Genomic DNA, 14,748 nt, shown 5'->3' on the forward strand with positions numbered 1-14,748 from the left:
GCTATGACCGCGACCGTAAGCTGTGTGTTCGTGAGGACCAAGTGAGCATTCCGAATGTGCTGGCCACCCGGTACGCCAGCCCCGAGATGGTCGCGATCTGGTCGCCGGAGGCCAAGGTCGTCGCCGAGCGGCGGCTGTGGCTGGCGGTGCTGCGCGCGCAGGCGGAACTGGGCGTACCGGTGCCTTCCGAAGCCATCGCCGACTACGAGCGGGTGATCGAGGACGTCGACCTGGCGTCGATCGCGGACCGCGAACGGGTGCTGCGCCACGACGTCAAGGCCCGCATCGAGGAATTCAACGCGCTGGCCGGTCACGAACACGTGCACAAGGGCATGACCAGTCGCGACCTGACCGAGAACGTCGAGCAACTGCAGATCCGGCGCTCGCTCGAACTGGTCTTCGGTCACGGTGTCGCGGTCGCCGCGCGACTCGCCGAGCGGGCCGTGTCCTACCGCGACCTGGTGATGGCCGGACGCAGCCACAACGTCGCCGCGCAGGCCACCACCTTGGGCAAGAGGTTCGCCTCGGCGGCCCAGGAAACGCTGATCGCGTTGACCAGGCTGCGGGAGCTGATCGACCGCTACCCGCTGCGCGGCATCAAAGGCCCGATGGGCACCTCGCAGGACATGCTCGACCTGCTGGACGGTGACGCGGCCAAGCTCGCCGATCTCGAGCGGCGCGTCGCCGAATTCCTGGGATTCGCAACGGTATTGACCAGCGTCGGGCAGGTGTATCCGCGCTCGCTGGACCACGACGTGCTTTCGGCGCTGGTGCAACTGGGCGCCGGGCCGTCGTCGCTGGCACACACCATCCGGCTGATGGCCGGGCATGAACTGGTCACCGAGGGATTCGCGCCCGGACAGGTGGGCTCCTCTGCCATGCCGCACAAGATGAACACGCGCAGCTGCGAACGGGTCAACGGGTTGCAGGTTGTGCTGCGCGGTTACGCCTCGATGGCCGCCGAACTGGCGGGAGCGCAGTGGAACGAGGGCGACGTGTTCTGTTCGGTGGTGCGCCGAGTCGCGTTGCCCGACAGCTTCTTTGCCATCGACGGGCAGATCGAGACGTTCCTGACGGTGCTCGACGAGTTCGGCGCCTATCCGGCGGTGATCGGTCGCGAGCTGGACCGCTACCTGCCGTTCCTGGCCACCACCAAGGTGTTGATCGCCGCGGTGCGCGCCGGCGTCGGGCGCGAGGCCGCGCACCACGTGATTCGCGAACACGCGGTGGCCACCGCGCTGGCCATGCGCGAACACGGCGCCGAGCCCGACCTGCTGGAGCGGCTGGCGGCCGACGAGCGGTTGCCGCTGGACCGGGCGGCGCTGGACGCCGCGCTCGCCGACAAGAAGGCGTTCACCGGCGCCGCCGGTGACCAGGTGGACGAGGTGGCGGCGCAGGTGGACGCGCTGGTGAACCGCTATCCGGACGCGGCCAAGTACGCCCCGGGTGCGATCCTGTGACGCTGGCCGGCGCACTCGCGGAGATCGACTTCACCGATCTGGACAACTTCGCCAACGGATTTCCGCACGATCTGTTCGCGATCCATCGCCGTGAGGCGCCGGTCTACTGGCATGCACCGACCGACAACACCCCGGACGGCGAAGGGTTCTGGTCGGTGGCCACCTACGCGGAAACCCTTGAGGTGCTCAAGGATCCGGTGACGTACTCATCGGTGACCGGTGGCCCCCGTCCGTATGGCGGCACGCTGTTGCAGGACCTGGCGATCGCGGGCCAGGTGCTCAACATGATGGACGATCCGCGGCATTCGCAGATCCGGCGGCTGGTCAGCTCCGGGCTGACGCCGCGGATGATCCGGCTGGTCGAGGACGACCTGCGGGCCAGGGCACGCCGGCTGCTGGACGCGGTGGTGCCGGGCGAGCCGTTCGACTTCCTGGTCGACATCGCGGCCGAATTGCCGATGCAGATGATCTGCATCCTGCTGGGAGTTCCTGAATCCGAACGGCATTGGCTGTTCGAGGCGATCGAGCCGCAGTTCGATTTCGGCGGCTCGCGCAAGGCGGCCCTGTCGCAGCTCTCTGTCGAAGAGGCCGGGTCGCGGATGTATGAGTACGGTCAGCAGCTGATCGCGGCCAAGCGGGAGAACCCGACCGACGACATGTTGTCGGTCGTGGCGAACGCGATGCTGGACGGCTCTGGTGGCGACGACGGATCGACCCTGTCCGACCTCGAGCTGTACCTGTTCTTCAGCCTGTTGTTCAGCGCGGGCGCGGAGACCACCCGCAACGCCGTCGCGGGCGGCCTGCTGGCGCTGGCCGACCATCCGCACCAATTGCGGTCACTGCGTGGCGATCTCGAGGAGCTGCCCACGGCCGTCGAGGAGATGGTGCGGTGGACGTCGCCGTCGCCATCCAAACGCCGCACCGCCACCCGCGACGCCACGCTGGGCGGGCAGCCGATCGAGGCCGGACAGAAGATACAGATTTGGGAAGGCTCGGCGAATCGCGACCCCGGCGTGTTCGAGAACGCCGACGAGTTCGATATCGTCCGAAAGCCCAACCCGCATCTGGGCTTCGGCCAGGGTGTGCATTATTGCCTGGGCGCCAACCTGGCCCGGCTGGAGCTACGGGTCTTGTCCGAAGAGCTGCTGTCCCGGTTCGGCGGGGTCCAAGTCGTCCGGCCGGTCGAATGGGCCCGCAGCAATCGGCACACCGGCATTCGGCACCTCGTCGTGGAGCTACACGAACAACCGTGACGATCAGGTTCGCCGATGTCGAGCCCTCACCCGATGTGTTCGCCGCGGTGATGGCGACGGGAATCTTGTCGATCGGCGCGCACGATCACGGGTACCGGATGATCAGCGACACGATGGGTGTCATCGCCACTGTCGGGCTTCTGTTTCTGGCTGCCCTGGTCGTCGCGAAGCTCGCCATCCCCGGCCAGAAGTTGGGGTGGGATCTGAACGATCCCGACGTCACCCTGCGCCTGATCACTTTCGTCGCCGCCTGCGCGGTAATCGACACCCGCTTGTCATCCAACGTGTGGGTGGCGCGGGTGCTCGGTGCGGTGGGCCTGGCGTCCTGGTTGGTGCTGATCCTGTTCAGCGCGCGAAACATGTTGGCGCACCGTTGGACAGAGCTGCGCGACCGTGCCCACGGCCCCTGGCAGTTGGGCAGCGTGGGCACCTCCGGCTTGGCGATTGTGATCGCCCGGGCGGCACGACAGACCGGCCATCACTGGTGGTTGGCGGTGGCCGTGGCCGGGTGGGTGGCGGCGCTGTGCATCTACGGCCTGATGACGTGGCTGACCCTCTGGCGTGTCGTCAACGAACGCCAGGACCGCGACGGCTTCGAACCCGACACCGGGATCCTGATGGGCGGCATGGCGATTGCGACGCTGGCCGGCGACAACATCCACGCCGTGGCTCCCGCCTGGCTGGCCGGTCCGGTGCGCGCGCTCAGCATCGTGACCTGGGTGACGGCCACCCTGTGGATACCGCCGCTGATCTACTTTGCGCTGCACCGCATCAGGCGTCATCCGAACATGCTGCAATTCACCGGTGTGTGGTGGGCGTTCGTGTTTCCGCTGGGCATGTACTCCGCGGCCAGCTTCGCCATGGCGGTCGAGCTCGGCCGGCATCCGCTGCTCACCGTTTCGCTGGTCTTCTTCTGGGATGCGTTGGCCGCCTGGCTCATTGTGGTCGTCGCAGGCCTGCTGCTGGTGGCGCGGGCGCTGCTGCTAGCTCCCGCGCAGCGCGATTCCGGCCGACCGTAGTTCGAGCGCGACCAGTGCCCAGATGGTGGCCGGATCCTCACGGCGCCACCCACCGACCGGATCCGCGCTGACGGCGATCAACTTCCGGGGCGGGCGGTTCGTCAGCGCGCGTAGCGCAAGCAATTGCGCACCACCCGGGGTCGCAGCCAGTGCGGTCACCGTCAACTTGCGCCGAAAGAATCGCAGTCGCAGAAAAAACCAGGGCAGCGCCGCGATGAGGATCGGGACCGCAACGACGGCCATCGCCAGCAGCACCGCGAGCCAGCTTGCCGCGCTGTCCAGATCGTGGCCCGCGCCGGCGATGTCCAGCGCGGCGTGGCTGGCGGAGTTGAGCGGCTTGCTGACCGTGTCACCCACCACCGGGATGTGCTGGGCGCCGTGGCCGGCGGACTCGAGGTTGCCGGCGATTCCCTTCGCGCCGCTCTCCACCTGCCGACCCGCGTCGGCGATGGTGGCGATGGCGTCGTAGACGGCCAGCCCGACGAGCAGCCAGAGCACTGTCCAGATGACGACGGCCAAGTCGCTGAACAGCTGGACGGCCAGCCGGCCGGGCCTGGTGGAGTAGGGCAGAAACCGCAGTGTCATAGCCCCGATCCCAGCACAAACCGCGTTTGCAGGTGCCCGATAGGCTGACCGGATGCCTGCACTGTCCGACTACCAGCATCTGGCCAGCGGCAAGGTCCGCGAGCTGTATCGCGTCGACGACGAACACCTGCTGCTCGTCGCCACCGACCGGATCTCGGCGTACGACTTCGTCCTGGACAGCACCATCCCGGACAAGGGCCGCATCCTCACGGCGATGAGCGTGTTCTTCTTCGGCCTCGTCGACGCCCCAAACCATCTGGCCGGGCCACCCGACGACCCACGCATTCCCGACGAGGTGCTGGGCCGCGCGCTGGTGGTGCGCCGGCTGCAGATGCTTCCGGTGGAATGCGTGGCGCGCGGCTACCTGACCGGCTCGGGGTTGCTGGACTACCAGGCGACCGGAAAGGTCTGCGGCATCCCGCTGCCACCGGGACTGGTCGAAGCCAGCAGGTTCGCCGAGCCGCTGTTCACCCCCGCGACGAAAGCCGCACTGGGTGACCACGACGAGAACATTCCCTTCGCCCGAGTCATCGAGATGGTCGGTGCCGTGCCCGCCAACCAACTGCGCGACCGGACCCTACAGACCTACGTGCAGGCCGCCGATCACGCGCTACGAAAGGGAATCATCATCGCGGACACCAAATTCGAGTTCGGCACCGACCGCGCCGGCAACCTGCTGCTCGCCGACGAAATCTTCACGCCGGATTCGTCGCGGTACTGGCCGGCCGACGAGTACCAGGTTGGCGTCGTCCAGAACAGTTTCGACAAGCAGTTCGTCCGCAACTGGTTGACCGGGCCCGATTCCGGATGGGACCGCCACGGCTCACAACCTCCACCGCCACTGCCGGAGCACATCATCGACGCCACCCGCGACCGCTACATCGATGCGTACGAACGCATTTCCGGCCTCAGCTTCAACGACTGGATCGGTCCCAGCGCATGACCGAAACGCACCTGGACGGCTCGGTGCCCCCGGTCGCCAAGCGGGTGGAGAGCCGGCGTGAGCACCACGGCGACGTCTTCGTCGACCCGTACGAGTGGCTGCGCGAAAAGACCAACCCCGAGGTCATCGCCTACCTCGAGGCGGAGAACGCCTACGTCGATCAGATGACCGCCCACCTCGAACCGCTGCGACAGCAGATTTTCGACGAGATCAAGGCGCGCACCAAGGAGACGGATCTTTCGGTGCCCACCCGACAGGGCGAGTGGTGGTACTACGCGCGCACCTACGAGGGCAAACAATACCGTGTCCAATGCCGTTGTCCGATAAGCGGGCCCGACGACTGGGACCCGCCGAAGCTGGACGAGAACACCGAGATCCCCGGTGAGCAGATCCTGCTCGATTCCAATGCCGAAGCCGAGGGTCACGAGTTCTTCTCCCTGGGTGCCGCGACGGTGAGCCTCGATGGGAACCTGCTGGCGTACTCCGTCGACACCCTCGGCGACGAGCGTTACACATTGCGGTTCAAGGACTTACGCACCGGCCAACTGTTTCCCGACGAGATCGCCGATATCGGCGCGGGTGCGACGTGGGCCGCCGACAACCGCACCGTGTACTACCTGACCCTGGACGACGCGCACCGCCCCGACAAAGTGTGGCGGTATCGGGTGGGCTCCGGCGAAGAGGCTGAGCTGGTCTATCACGAAGAGGACGAAAAGTATTGGCTCGGTGTGGGACTCACCCGCAGCCAGGCCTACGTCTTCATCGCCTCGGGATCCTCGATCACCTCCGAGTATCGCTACGCCGACGCCGCCGACCCGCAGGCACGGTTCACCGTCGTGCTGCCGCGCCGCGAGGGTGTCGAGTACGCGGTCGAGCACGCGGTCATCGGCGGGCAGGACCGGTTCTTGATCCTGCACAACGACGGCGCCGTCAACTTCACCCTCACCGAGGCGCCGGTCAGCGATCCGGCACAGCAGCGCACCCTGATTGCGCACCGTGACGACGTCCGGCTCGATGCGGTCGACGCTTTCGCCGGTCTCCTGGTCGTCAGCTACCGGCGCGAAGCGCTGCCACGGATGCAGCTGTGGCCCATCAACCTCGACGGCAGCTATGGTCAGCCCGAAGAGATTTCGTTCGACTCCGAGCTGATGACGGCCGGCCCGGCGGGCAACCCCAACTGGGAGGCGCCCAAGCTGCGGATCAGGGCGGGATCGCTGGTCGTTCCGGCCCGGGTCTACGACATCGACCTGGCCACCGGCGAACGCACCTTGCTGCGCGAGCAGCCCGTACTCGGCGACTATCGGCCCGAGGACTATGTGGAACGGCGTGACTGGGCGATCGCCGACGACGGCACCCGGATCCCGGTGTCCATCGTGCACCGCGCCGGCATCGAATTTCCGGCGCCCGCATTGCTTTACGGCTACGGCGCCTACGAGCTGTGCACCGACCCGAGCTTTTCCATCGCCCGATTGTCGCTGCTGGACCGCGGCATGGTGTTCGCCATCGCCCACGTGCGCGGCGGCGGTGAGATGGGCCGGCTGTGGTACGAGCACGGCAAGCTGCTGGAGAAGAAGAACACGTTTACCGACTTCGTCGCGGTGGCACGGCATTTGGTGGATTCCGGCGTCACCCGGCCGCGTCAGCTGGTGGCGCTGGGCGGCAGTGCCGGCGGATTGCTGATGGGGGCGGTGGCCAACCTGGCGCCGGAGCTCTTCGCCGGAATCCTCGCGCAGGTCCCGTTCGTCGACCCGCTGACCACCATTTTGGATCCCTCCTTGCCGCTGACCGTCACCGAGTGGGACGAATGGGGAAATCCCTTAGCGGACAAGGATGTCTACTGCTACATGAAGTCCTATTCGCCCTACGAGAATGTCGAGCCCAAGCGGTATCCGGCGATTTTGGCGATGACGTCGCTGAATGATACGAGGGTTTACTACGTGGAGCCGGCCAAATGGGTCGCGGCGCTGCGCCACGCCAACGGGGACGGCAGTCCGGTCCTGTTGAAGACCCAGATGAACGCCGGGCACGGCGGCGTCAGTGGTCGCTACAAGGGCTGGGAGGAAGCCGCCTTCCAATACGCGTGGCTGTTAGCGGCCGCCGACGGCGACCGCTATTCGCCGGCGGGCTGAGCCGGCGGCTTCTTCGGCAAAAACGATGCCGGGATGATGGTGAACGCCACCAGCACGACGGCAAGCACGAACACCGCGGTATAGGCGTGCGCCAGGTGGTGCGACACGTGGCTGGCCAGATCGGGGGCAAGCGGCTGTCGCGGAACGGCGGACGGATCGGCCGCCACGCTGTGCTTGCCGGCGCCCGGGCGCACCCCGCCCGTTTCGTTCGCCGCCATCAGGGCCTCGTTGCGGTTGAACTGATTGGTCAGGATCACCGCCATGAGCGCGGCTCCAACCGACCCGCCAACCTGCTGGTTCACGCTGATCAGCGTCGTCCCGCGGGCAACCTGATGCGGGGCCAGCGCCTGCATGAGCGCCGCGGAGAGCGGCGTGGTGGTGAGGCCGATCCCCAGGCCCATGATCGCCAGCCCGGTCACCAAAACCGGTGAATACGCGGCTAGGCTGGCGACACCGTAGGTGAAGACACCCAAGCCCACCGCCATGAGCGGCAGTCCGACCAGCACGACGTTGCCGGGCCCGCGCTTGTCCATGAAGGCTCCGCCGAGCGGCATGGTCAGCACCGCGCCGATCCCGATCGGCAGCATGTGCAGACCGGATTGCATCGGCGTCTCGTGGCCGACGATCTGGAAGAAACTAGGCACCAGCAGTCCGGTGCCGACCGAGGCGGCACCGAACACCAGCAGGGTCACATTGACCTGGGTGACCACCGGATTCCGGAACAATTGCAGGTCGATCAGGGGGTGGTCGGTGCGATACCAGGCATGCAGGATGAACGCGGCGATCAGGCCCAGGCCGAGCAGGGCCGGGACCAACACGTAGCGGTCGGCGATCGTGTGCCGCCCCGGAATGGAACACACCCCGCATAAAAAGATCGCCACCCCAGGCGACAGGAGCAGCGCGCCGGTTATGTCGAGCGCCTGCGACGGGGCCGAACGATCCTTGGGGAACATGATCGCCGCGAGGGCGAAGGCGGTCAGACCGATCGGCAGGTTGATCAGGAAGATCCACTTCCAGCCGTAGGCGCCGATCAGCCAGCCCCCGAGGATGGGGCCGCCGATGGGACCCAGCAGAATCGGGATTCCGCCCACCGCCATCAGGCGGCCGACCCGCTTCGGTCCCGCCTCGCGCGTCAGTATCACGAAACTCAGCGGCAACAGCATGCCGCCGCCGATGCCCTGGACTATCCGAAACAGGATGAGCAGCAATATGTTTGGCGCGATCGCGCACAGCAGCGATCCCAGCGTGAAGATCAGCACCGAACCCATGAACAGGCGTTTGGTGCCGAACCGATCCGCCGCCCATCCGGTGATCGGGATCACGGTGGCGAACGCGAGCATGTAGCCGGCGATCGTCCACGAGACGACGGCCTGGGTGGACCCGAACTGCGCGATGAAGGTGCGCTGTGCGACGGCGACGACGGTGCTGTCCAGCACCGCCATGATGCAGGCCAGGCCGCACACCCCGGCGATCCTGAACAGCGCCGCGTCCAGCTTCTCGGGGTATTCGTCGGAGCGCAGCGACGATCCCCCGGCGGTGGCCAACGGGACGCTGAAAGCTGCGGAGCGGGTCTTCTGCATGGCGCCGCTGAGCATATCCACCGGGTTGCCCCGGCAGAAGGGTTTTTACTCTTTCGCTTATTCGCAGGTGTGTAATTCGCACCGCGGAGATTGTGTCTTGCCACCGTCGCTTAACCGACAAATGGCCTGCTCGCGCGGTTATCGGGCGATTATGTTATTCGCCGGCCGTTTCGCTTGCCGGCCTTTTCGGCAAAAATGCCGCCGGAATGAAGGTGCACACGACCAGTATGACGGCAATCACAAATACCGCGGTATAGGCGTGCGAAAGATCGTGCACCACATTGCTCGCAAATTCGGGGGCAAGCGACTGCCGGGGTATCGCCGACGGATCGACCGGCACTCCGTCGGCGGCCGCCTTCTGATGCAGGGCGGCGAGCTTGTTTGCTGCGACGATGTTGGGGCTCCGATTGAACTGGTTCGTCAGGATCATCGACATCACCGCGGTTCCCATCGAGCCGCCCACCTGGTGGCTGACGCTCATCAGCGTCGTTCCGCGGGCGATCTGATGGGGTGCCAGCGCCTGCACGGCGGCGACCGACAGTGGCATCATCGTGCAGCCCATGCCCAGGCCCATGATCGCCAGCCCGACCAGCAGGATGGGCAGGTAGTGGGCCTGGCTGGCCACCCCGAAGGCGAAGGCGCTCAGGCCGGCGGTGATCAGCGCGATCCCGACCAGCACGATCTTGCCCGGGCCCTGCCTGTCCACCAGCGGTCCGGTGAGCCGCATGGTCAGCATGGCGCCCAGCCCCTGGGGGATCATGTGCACGCCCGCCTGCATCGGCGTTTGGTGCAGCACCTGCTGGAAATAGCTCGGGAGCAGCAGGCCTGCGCCGAAAAATGCGCCGGCGAACACCAGCATCGTCACGTTGGCGTGTGTGAGCACGGGGTTGCGGAAAAGCCGCAGGTCTATCAGCGGATGGTCGGCGTGATGCCACGCGTGCGCGATGAAGCCTGCGATCAAGGCCAGCCCGATCACCGCCGGTATCACCACGTGGCGGTCGGCCACGGTGCCGCGGCCCGGGATGGAGGACACCGCGAACAAAAACATCGCCAGGCCGGGCGAGAGCAGCAGCACGCCGACGGCGTCGAAGGTCTCCGATCGGGCCGGGTGATCCCGCGGGAAAATGATGGCGGCCAGCGCGATGGTGAGAAACCCGATCGGCACGTTGATCAGAAAGATCCACCGCCAGCTCGAGGTGTCGATCAGCCAGCCGCCCAGGATCGGCCCGCCGATCGGGGCGAGCAGCATCGGGATGCTCAGGATCGACATCAGGCGCCCGAGCCGTCCCGGGCCCGCTTCGCGGGTCAAGATCATGAATCCCAACGGCAGCAGCATGCCACCGCCGATTCCCTGCACCACGCGAAAAGCAATGAGCTGCACGATGTTTGCGGCGATCGCGCACAGCAGCGATCCCAATATGAACGCCACCACGGAACCCATGAAGAGCCGTTTGGTGCCGAACCGGTCGGCCGCCCACCCGGTTATCGGGATCACGGTCGCAAGTGCGAGGGTGTAGCCGGTCATCGTCCAGGCCACGACGGCCTGTGAGGACGCGAATTGGTCGATGAAGGTGCGCTGCGCGACGCTGACGACCGTGACGTCCAGGATCGCCATCACGGTGGCCAAAATGCACACACCGGAGATCCGCAACAGCGCGGCATCGAGCTTGTCGGGATAATCCCGTTCCTCGACGCCCGGCTGCCCGGTGGGGGCGTGGGGCAGCGGCGTTTTGGCCGCTGCGTACGAGGCCTCGTCCATGGCGTTGCTTAGCATATCGAACTGATCACATCGGCCGACGCTCGCGGCGGTTGTGGCCGGCCAGTCTGACAGCCGCCGAAATCAGTTATCGCGCTAGGGCGCGTGCATATACGCCTGCTGTCTGCGTGTCCTTCACCGTTCCGACACTTGCGATCGGCAAAATGCTGGTGTGTCTGGAAAATTGATCGTCTCGGTCTCGGGGATCGGTGAACGGACCCTTCCCGACGTCGAGGCGTTCTGCGCGAAAATGGATGCCCGCAAGGTACCGGTGTCATTGCTCGTGGCTCCCCGCCTGTCCGGTGACTACCGGCTCGACCACGACCCGCAAACCGTCGAATGGCTGACCACCCGCCGCGCCGGGGGCGACGCGATCGTGCTGCACGGCTACGACGACGCCGCCACCAAGAAGCGCCGCGGCGAATTCGCGATCCTGCGGGCGCACGAGGCCAACCTGCGATTGATGGCCGCCGACCGCGTGCTCGAGCACCTCGGGCTGCGTACCCGGTTGTTCGCCGCGCCCGGCTGGGTGGTGTCACCCGGCGTTGTCAAAGCATTGCCGGACAACGGATTCCGCTTGCTGGCCGATCTGCATGGGATCACCGACCTGGTCCGCCACAACACCGTCCGCGCACGCGTCCTCGGAATCGGTGAAGGCTTCCTCACCGAGCCGTGGTGGTGCCGAATGGTGGTGCTGTCGGCCGAGCGGATCGCTCGCCGCGGCGGCGTCGTGCGGGTTGCGGTCGCGGCTCGTCACCTGCGCAAGCCCGGGCCGCTGCAGGCCATGGTGGACGCGGTCGACCTGGCCCTGATGCACGCCTGCACACCCTCCGTGTATCGCTGGGAGTCGGCCAAAGCGGTGCTTGACGCCGCCTGACCCAGCGACTGTCTGGCCTGCTCGTCGGGGCACTACCCTGGTCCGACATGAGCGATTCTTCGGTTGCGGGGTTCGACGCTGATGCCATCGTCGTCGGGGCGGGCCTGGCCGGCCTGGTCGCCGCCTGCGAACTGGTGGATCGCGGCTTACGGGTGCTCATCGTCGATCAGGAGAACAGCGCCAACCTGGGCGGGCAGGCCTTCTGGTCCTTCGGCGGCCTGTTCTTCGTCGACAGCCCCGAGCAGCGCCGGTTGGGTATCCGCGACAGCCATGAACTCGCGCTGCAGGACTGGCTCGGCACCGCGGCCTTCGACCGTCCCGAGGACTATTGGCCACGCCAATGGGCGCACGCCTACGTCGATTTCGCCGCCGGGGAGAAACGCAGCTGGCTGCGGTCGCGGGGGCTCAAGCTCTTCCCGCTGGTGGGCTGGGCCGAGCGTGGTGGCTATGACGCACAGGGACACGGCAATTCGGTTCCCCGCTTCCACATCACCTGGGGCACCGGGCCCGCGCTGGTCGAGATTTTCGCCCGTCAACTGCGCGACCGCTCATCGGTGCGGTTTGCGCACCGCCACCAGGTCGACGAGCTGATCGTCGAGGGCGAGGCGGTGACCGGCGTCCGAGGGACGGTGCTGGAGCCCTCGGCTACGCCCAGGGGAGTCGCTTCATCGCGAAAATCGCTAGGGCAGTTTGAATTTCGCGCGGATGCGGTGATCGTGACGAGCGGCGGCATCGGCGCCAATCATGAACTGGTGCGCAAGAATTGGCCGAAGCGCATGGGCCGCGTTCCCGAGCAGCTGCTGAGCGGGGTGCCGGCCCACGTCGACGGCCGGATGATCGCCATCTCGCAGCGGGCCGGCGGGCGGGTGATCAACCCCGACCGGATGTGGCACTACACCGAGGGCATCACCAACTACGACCCGATCTGGCCGCTGCACGGGATCCGGATCATTCCGGGTCCGTCGTCGCTGTGGCTGGATGCCAGCGGCAGGCGGCTGCCGGTCCCGCTCTACCCCGGTTTCGACACGCTGGGCACCTTGGAACACATCACCAAATCCGGGTTCGACTACACGTGGTTTGTGTTGAACGCCAAGATCATTGAGAAGGAGTTCGCGCTGTCCGGGCAGGAGCAGAATCCCGACCTGACCGGACAGAGTGTTCGCGAGCTGCTGCGAAACCGGGCGCGTTCCGGGCCGCCGGGGCCGGTGCAGGCGTTCGTCGACCGGGGTGTGGACTTCGTCAGTGCGAACTCGTTGCGCGACCTGGTGACGGCGATGAACAAGCTGCCCGACGTGCAGCCGCTGGACTACGCCACGGTGGAGGCCGAAGTCACCGCCCGGGATCGGGAGGTGGCCAACAAGTTCAGCAAGGACGGGCAGATCACGGCGATCCACGCCGCGCGCAGGTACCTGGGCGACCGACTGGGCCGGGTGGTGGCGCCGCACCGGCTGACCGATCCGAAGGCGGGGCCGATGATCGCGGTGAAGCTGCACATCCTGACCAGAAAAACGTTGGGCGGGATCGAAACCGACCTTGCCTCACGGGTGTTGAAGGCCGACGGCACGCCGCTGAGCGGTCTGTACGCCGCCGGCGAGGTGGCCGGGTTCGGCGGCGGTGGCGTGCACGGCTACCGCGCCCTGGAGGGCACCTTTCTGGGCGGCTGCATCTTCTCCGGCCGGGCCGCCGGACGCGGCGCCGCCGACGACATCACCTAGTCGCGCGGGGCCAACCGGTCGCTAGAACGTGACGGCGTCTTCCTCGGGCAGCACCTGGAAGTCGGTGCTGGTCATCTCGGTCAGGCGTCCGTAGTAGATGCCCCGCGCATCCGGCGCGATGATCCCCTGGTGGATGGGGACGGCGCGCTGGGGAGCCACGGCACGCAGGTAATCGACCGCTTCGGACACCTTCATCCACGGCGCGGCCGCGGGGGTGGCCAACACGTCCACCGGCTCGTCGGGCACGAAGAGCGCGTCACCGGGATGCATCAGCCGGGCGCGATGGTCGGCGTCGCCCACTAGAAACGAAATGTTCTCTATCACAGGGATTTCCGGGTGGATGACCGCGTGTTTGCCGCCGACCGCGCGAACCGTCAGTTCACCGATGTGCAGCTGGTCGCCGACGTGGACTTCGCGACAGGGCGCGCCAAGTTGGGCGGTGGTCTGCGGATCGGCGTAAAGCGCCGCATCCGGGTTACCCTCAAGCAATGCCGGCAGCCGTTTGGCGTCGACATGGTCGGGATGCTGATGGGTGATCAAGATGGCCGTCAAGCCGGTGATTCCCTCGAATCCGTGCGCGAAGGTACCGGGGTCGAAGAGCAGGCGGGTGTGGTCGAACTCGGCAAGTAGGCACGAATGGCCGAAATGCGTCAGTTGCATATCTACGATTGTGCCTTGATGGACAAGCTGCCGATGCGGGTGATCCTGGCCACGATGCTGGTCGCCGGCGGTTTCGCAGTTGCTCTGATCGTCGTCGTTCCTGCGCACGCCGACCCGGAGACTTGCCCGGGGCTGTGCGACCGGATCCCGAACACCGCATGGATCGATCAGCACGCGGTCCCCCTGGACGCCGTGTATCACTGGCCCGCGCTGGCCGGCCAGGCCGTCCAGACGACCGGTTCGGCACCAGGACCGCGGTTCCGGTTCGAGGAACTGTGCGCCGCGGCGGCTATACCCCAGGATCCCCGCGACTCGGCCGTGGCGGCCCACGTGACGGTGCAGCATCCCGACGGGCAATGGCAACTGCAGGCCCAGGTCCTGCACTGGCGCGGTGACACCTCCCACGGCGGCGCGATCGCGACCACGGCGTTCAGTAACGCCGTCGCCGCGCTGCGGGCATGCCAGCAGCGTGCACCGCAGGAGTCACCGTCGCTGACCACCGACGACTCAACGCGGATGGCCGCCGTGATCAGCGGCCCGGTGGTGATGCACACCTATCTGTTCGCCCACCCGGCCAGCAGCACGATCAGCGAGGTCACGCTCTGGTCGACGGCCCCGCCGCAGACGGCCTGGCCGGCGATGGTGGATGATCCGGTGCTCAATGCCATGAGCGCACCGCTGTGCGAGGCCTACATTGCCTCGTGCCCGTAACCCCGAGCTGCGCGTTCGCCGGTAGAGTTGGCGCCGAAAACGTCAACTGAGGAGGAGCGC

General features: G+C 66.7%; 12 protein-coding genes. 8 read left to right on the forward strand and 4 right to left on the reverse strand.

All coding sequences use genetic code 11. From position 1 onward, the window contains the following. Window positions 1-41 precede the first annotated feature (41 nt). From purB to MTY59_RS12710, 3 genes are read left to right on the forward strand one after another with little or no spacing between them, the layout of a single operon-like run. The gene (purB, locus tag MTY59_RS12700; RefSeq protein WP_221045943.1) at window positions 42-1,460 is read left to right on the forward strand and encodes an adenylosuccinate lyase; all 1,419 of its coding nucleotides are present in this window, start codon (window positions 42-44) and stop codon (window positions 1,458-1,460) included. Next, window positions 1,457-2,713, forward strand: a complete 1,257-nt coding sequence (locus MTY59_RS12705) for a cytochrome P450 (RefSeq protein ID WP_221045944.1) — start codon at window positions 1,457-1,459, stop codon at window positions 2,711-2,713. Before purB ends, MTY59_RS12705 begins: the two co-directional genes overlap by 4 nt. Further along, window positions 2,710-3,732: a tellurite resistance/C4-dicarboxylate transporter family protein gene (locus MTY59_RS12710; RefSeq protein ID WP_221045945.1), complete on the forward strand. Its 1,023-nt coding sequence runs from the start codon at window positions 2,710-2,712 to the stop codon at window positions 3,730-3,732. Before MTY59_RS12705 ends, MTY59_RS12710 begins: the two co-directional genes overlap by 4 nt. On the opposite strand, the gene MTY59_RS12715 is transcribed toward MTY59_RS12710, so the two are convergent. Then, window positions 3,697-4,317, reverse strand: coding sequence for a hypothetical protein (locus MTY59_RS12715; RefSeq protein WP_221045946.1), 621 nt, complete (start codon window positions 4,315-4,317; stop codon window positions 3,697-3,699). The two genes, MTY59_RS12710 and MTY59_RS12715, sit on opposite strands and share 36 nt — an antisense overlap. A 52-nt stretch (window positions 4,318-4,369) precedes the next feature. Between MTY59_RS12715 and MTY59_RS12720 the strand changes: the two genes are divergently transcribed. Together MTY59_RS12720 and MTY59_RS12725 are read left to right on the forward strand one after the other, a co-directional pair. Continuing rightward, on the forward strand, window positions 4,370-5,260 hold the full coding sequence (locus tag MTY59_RS12720) for a phosphoribosylaminoimidazolesuccinocarboxamide synthase (RefSeq protein ID WP_221045947.1): 891 nt from the start codon (window positions 4,370-4,372) through the stop codon (window positions 5,258-5,260). Then, window positions 5,257-7,389: a S9 family peptidase gene (locus MTY59_RS12725; protein ID WP_221045948.1), complete on the forward strand. Its 2,133-nt coding sequence runs from the start codon at window positions 5,257-5,259 to the stop codon at window positions 7,387-7,389. Before MTY59_RS12720 ends, MTY59_RS12725 begins: the two co-directional genes overlap by 4 nt. Here MTY59_RS12725 and MTY59_RS12730 read toward each other — a convergent pair. Beyond that, on the reverse strand, window positions 7,371-8,984 hold the full coding sequence (locus MTY59_RS12730; protein ID WP_221046411.1) for a DHA2 family efflux MFS transporter permease subunit: 1,614 nt from the start codon (window positions 8,982-8,984) through the stop codon (window positions 7,371-7,373). The genes MTY59_RS12725 and MTY59_RS12730 overlap by 19 nt on opposite strands. 139 nt (window positions 8,985-9,123) lie before the next feature. Next, window positions 9,124-10,743, reverse strand: a complete 1,620-nt coding sequence (locus MTY59_RS12735) for a DHA2 family efflux MFS transporter permease subunit (protein WP_250160815.1) — start codon at window positions 10,741-10,743, stop codon at window positions 9,124-9,126. A 154-nt stretch (window positions 10,744-10,897) separates the two neighbouring features. Here MTY59_RS12735 and MTY59_RS12740 point away from each other — a divergent pair, with 154 nt between their 5' ends. Both MTY59_RS12740 and MTY59_RS12745 read left to right on the forward strand, forming a co-directional pair. Further along, entirely contained in the window at window positions 10,898-11,602 is a 705-nt protein-coding gene (locus MTY59_RS12740; RefSeq protein WP_221045950.1) for a DUF2334 domain-containing protein, read from the forward strand. Window positions 11,603-11,649: 47 nt separating this feature from the next. Then, window positions 11,650-13,317, forward strand: coding sequence for an FAD-binding dehydrogenase (locus tag MTY59_RS12745; RefSeq protein WP_221045951.1), 1,668 nt, complete (start codon window positions 11,650-11,652; stop codon window positions 13,315-13,317). Between the two features lie 21 nt (window positions 13,318-13,338). Here MTY59_RS12745 and MTY59_RS12750 read toward each other — a convergent pair whose 3' ends face one another. Then, window positions 13,339-13,977: an MBL fold metallo-hydrolase gene (locus tag MTY59_RS12750; RefSeq protein WP_221045952.1), complete on the reverse strand. Its 639-nt coding sequence runs from the start codon at window positions 13,975-13,977 to the stop codon at window positions 13,339-13,341. Here MTY59_RS12750 and MTY59_RS12755 point away from each other — a divergent pair. After that, window positions 13,954-14,688 (forward strand): ATPase, encoded by a 735-nt coding sequence (locus MTY59_RS12755; RefSeq protein WP_221045953.1) that lies wholly within the window; start codon window positions 13,954-13,956, stop codon window positions 14,686-14,688. The two genes, MTY59_RS12750 and MTY59_RS12755, sit on opposite strands and share 24 nt — an antisense overlap. The last annotated feature ends 60 nt before the right edge of the window (window positions 14,689-14,748 follow it).

The sequence above is a fragment of the Mycobacterium senriense genome (assembly GCF_019668465.1).
Taxonomy (GTDB): Bacteria; Actinomycetota; Actinomycetes; order Mycobacteriales; family Mycobacteriaceae; genus Mycobacterium; species Mycobacterium senriense.

Coding starts and splice junctions, on each gene's coding strand:
- MTY59_RS12730 (WP_221046411.1), bottom strand. CDS start 8,984: ATGCTCAGCGGCGCCATGCAGAAGACCCGCTCCGCAGCTTTCAGCGTC.
- MTY59_RS12735 (WP_250160815.1), bottom strand. CDS start 10,743: ATGCTAAGCAACGCCATGGACGAGGCCTCGTACGCAGCGGCCAAAACG.
- MTY59_RS12755 (WP_221045953.1), top strand. CDS start 13,954: ATGGCCGAAATGCGTCAGTTGCATATCTACGATTGTGCCTTGATGGAC.
- MTY59_RS12720 (WP_221045947.1), top strand. CDS start 4,370: ATGCCTGCACTGTCCGACTACCAGCATCTGGCCAGCGGCAAGGTCCGC.
- MTY59_RS12725 (WP_221045948.1), top strand. CDS start 5,257: ATGACCGAAACGCACCTGGACGGCTCGGTGCCCCCGGTCGCCAAGCGG.
- MTY59_RS12745 (WP_221045951.1), top strand. CDS start 11,650: ATGAGCGATTCTTCGGTTGCGGGGTTCGACGCTGATGCCATCGTCGTC.
- MTY59_RS12715 (WP_221045946.1), bottom strand. CDS start 4,317: ATGACACTGCGGTTTCTGCCCTACTCCACCAGGCCCGGCCGGCTGGCC.
- MTY59_RS12750 (WP_221045952.1), bottom strand. CDS start 13,977: ATGCAACTGACGCATTTCGGCCATTCGTGCCTACTTGCCGAGTTCGAC.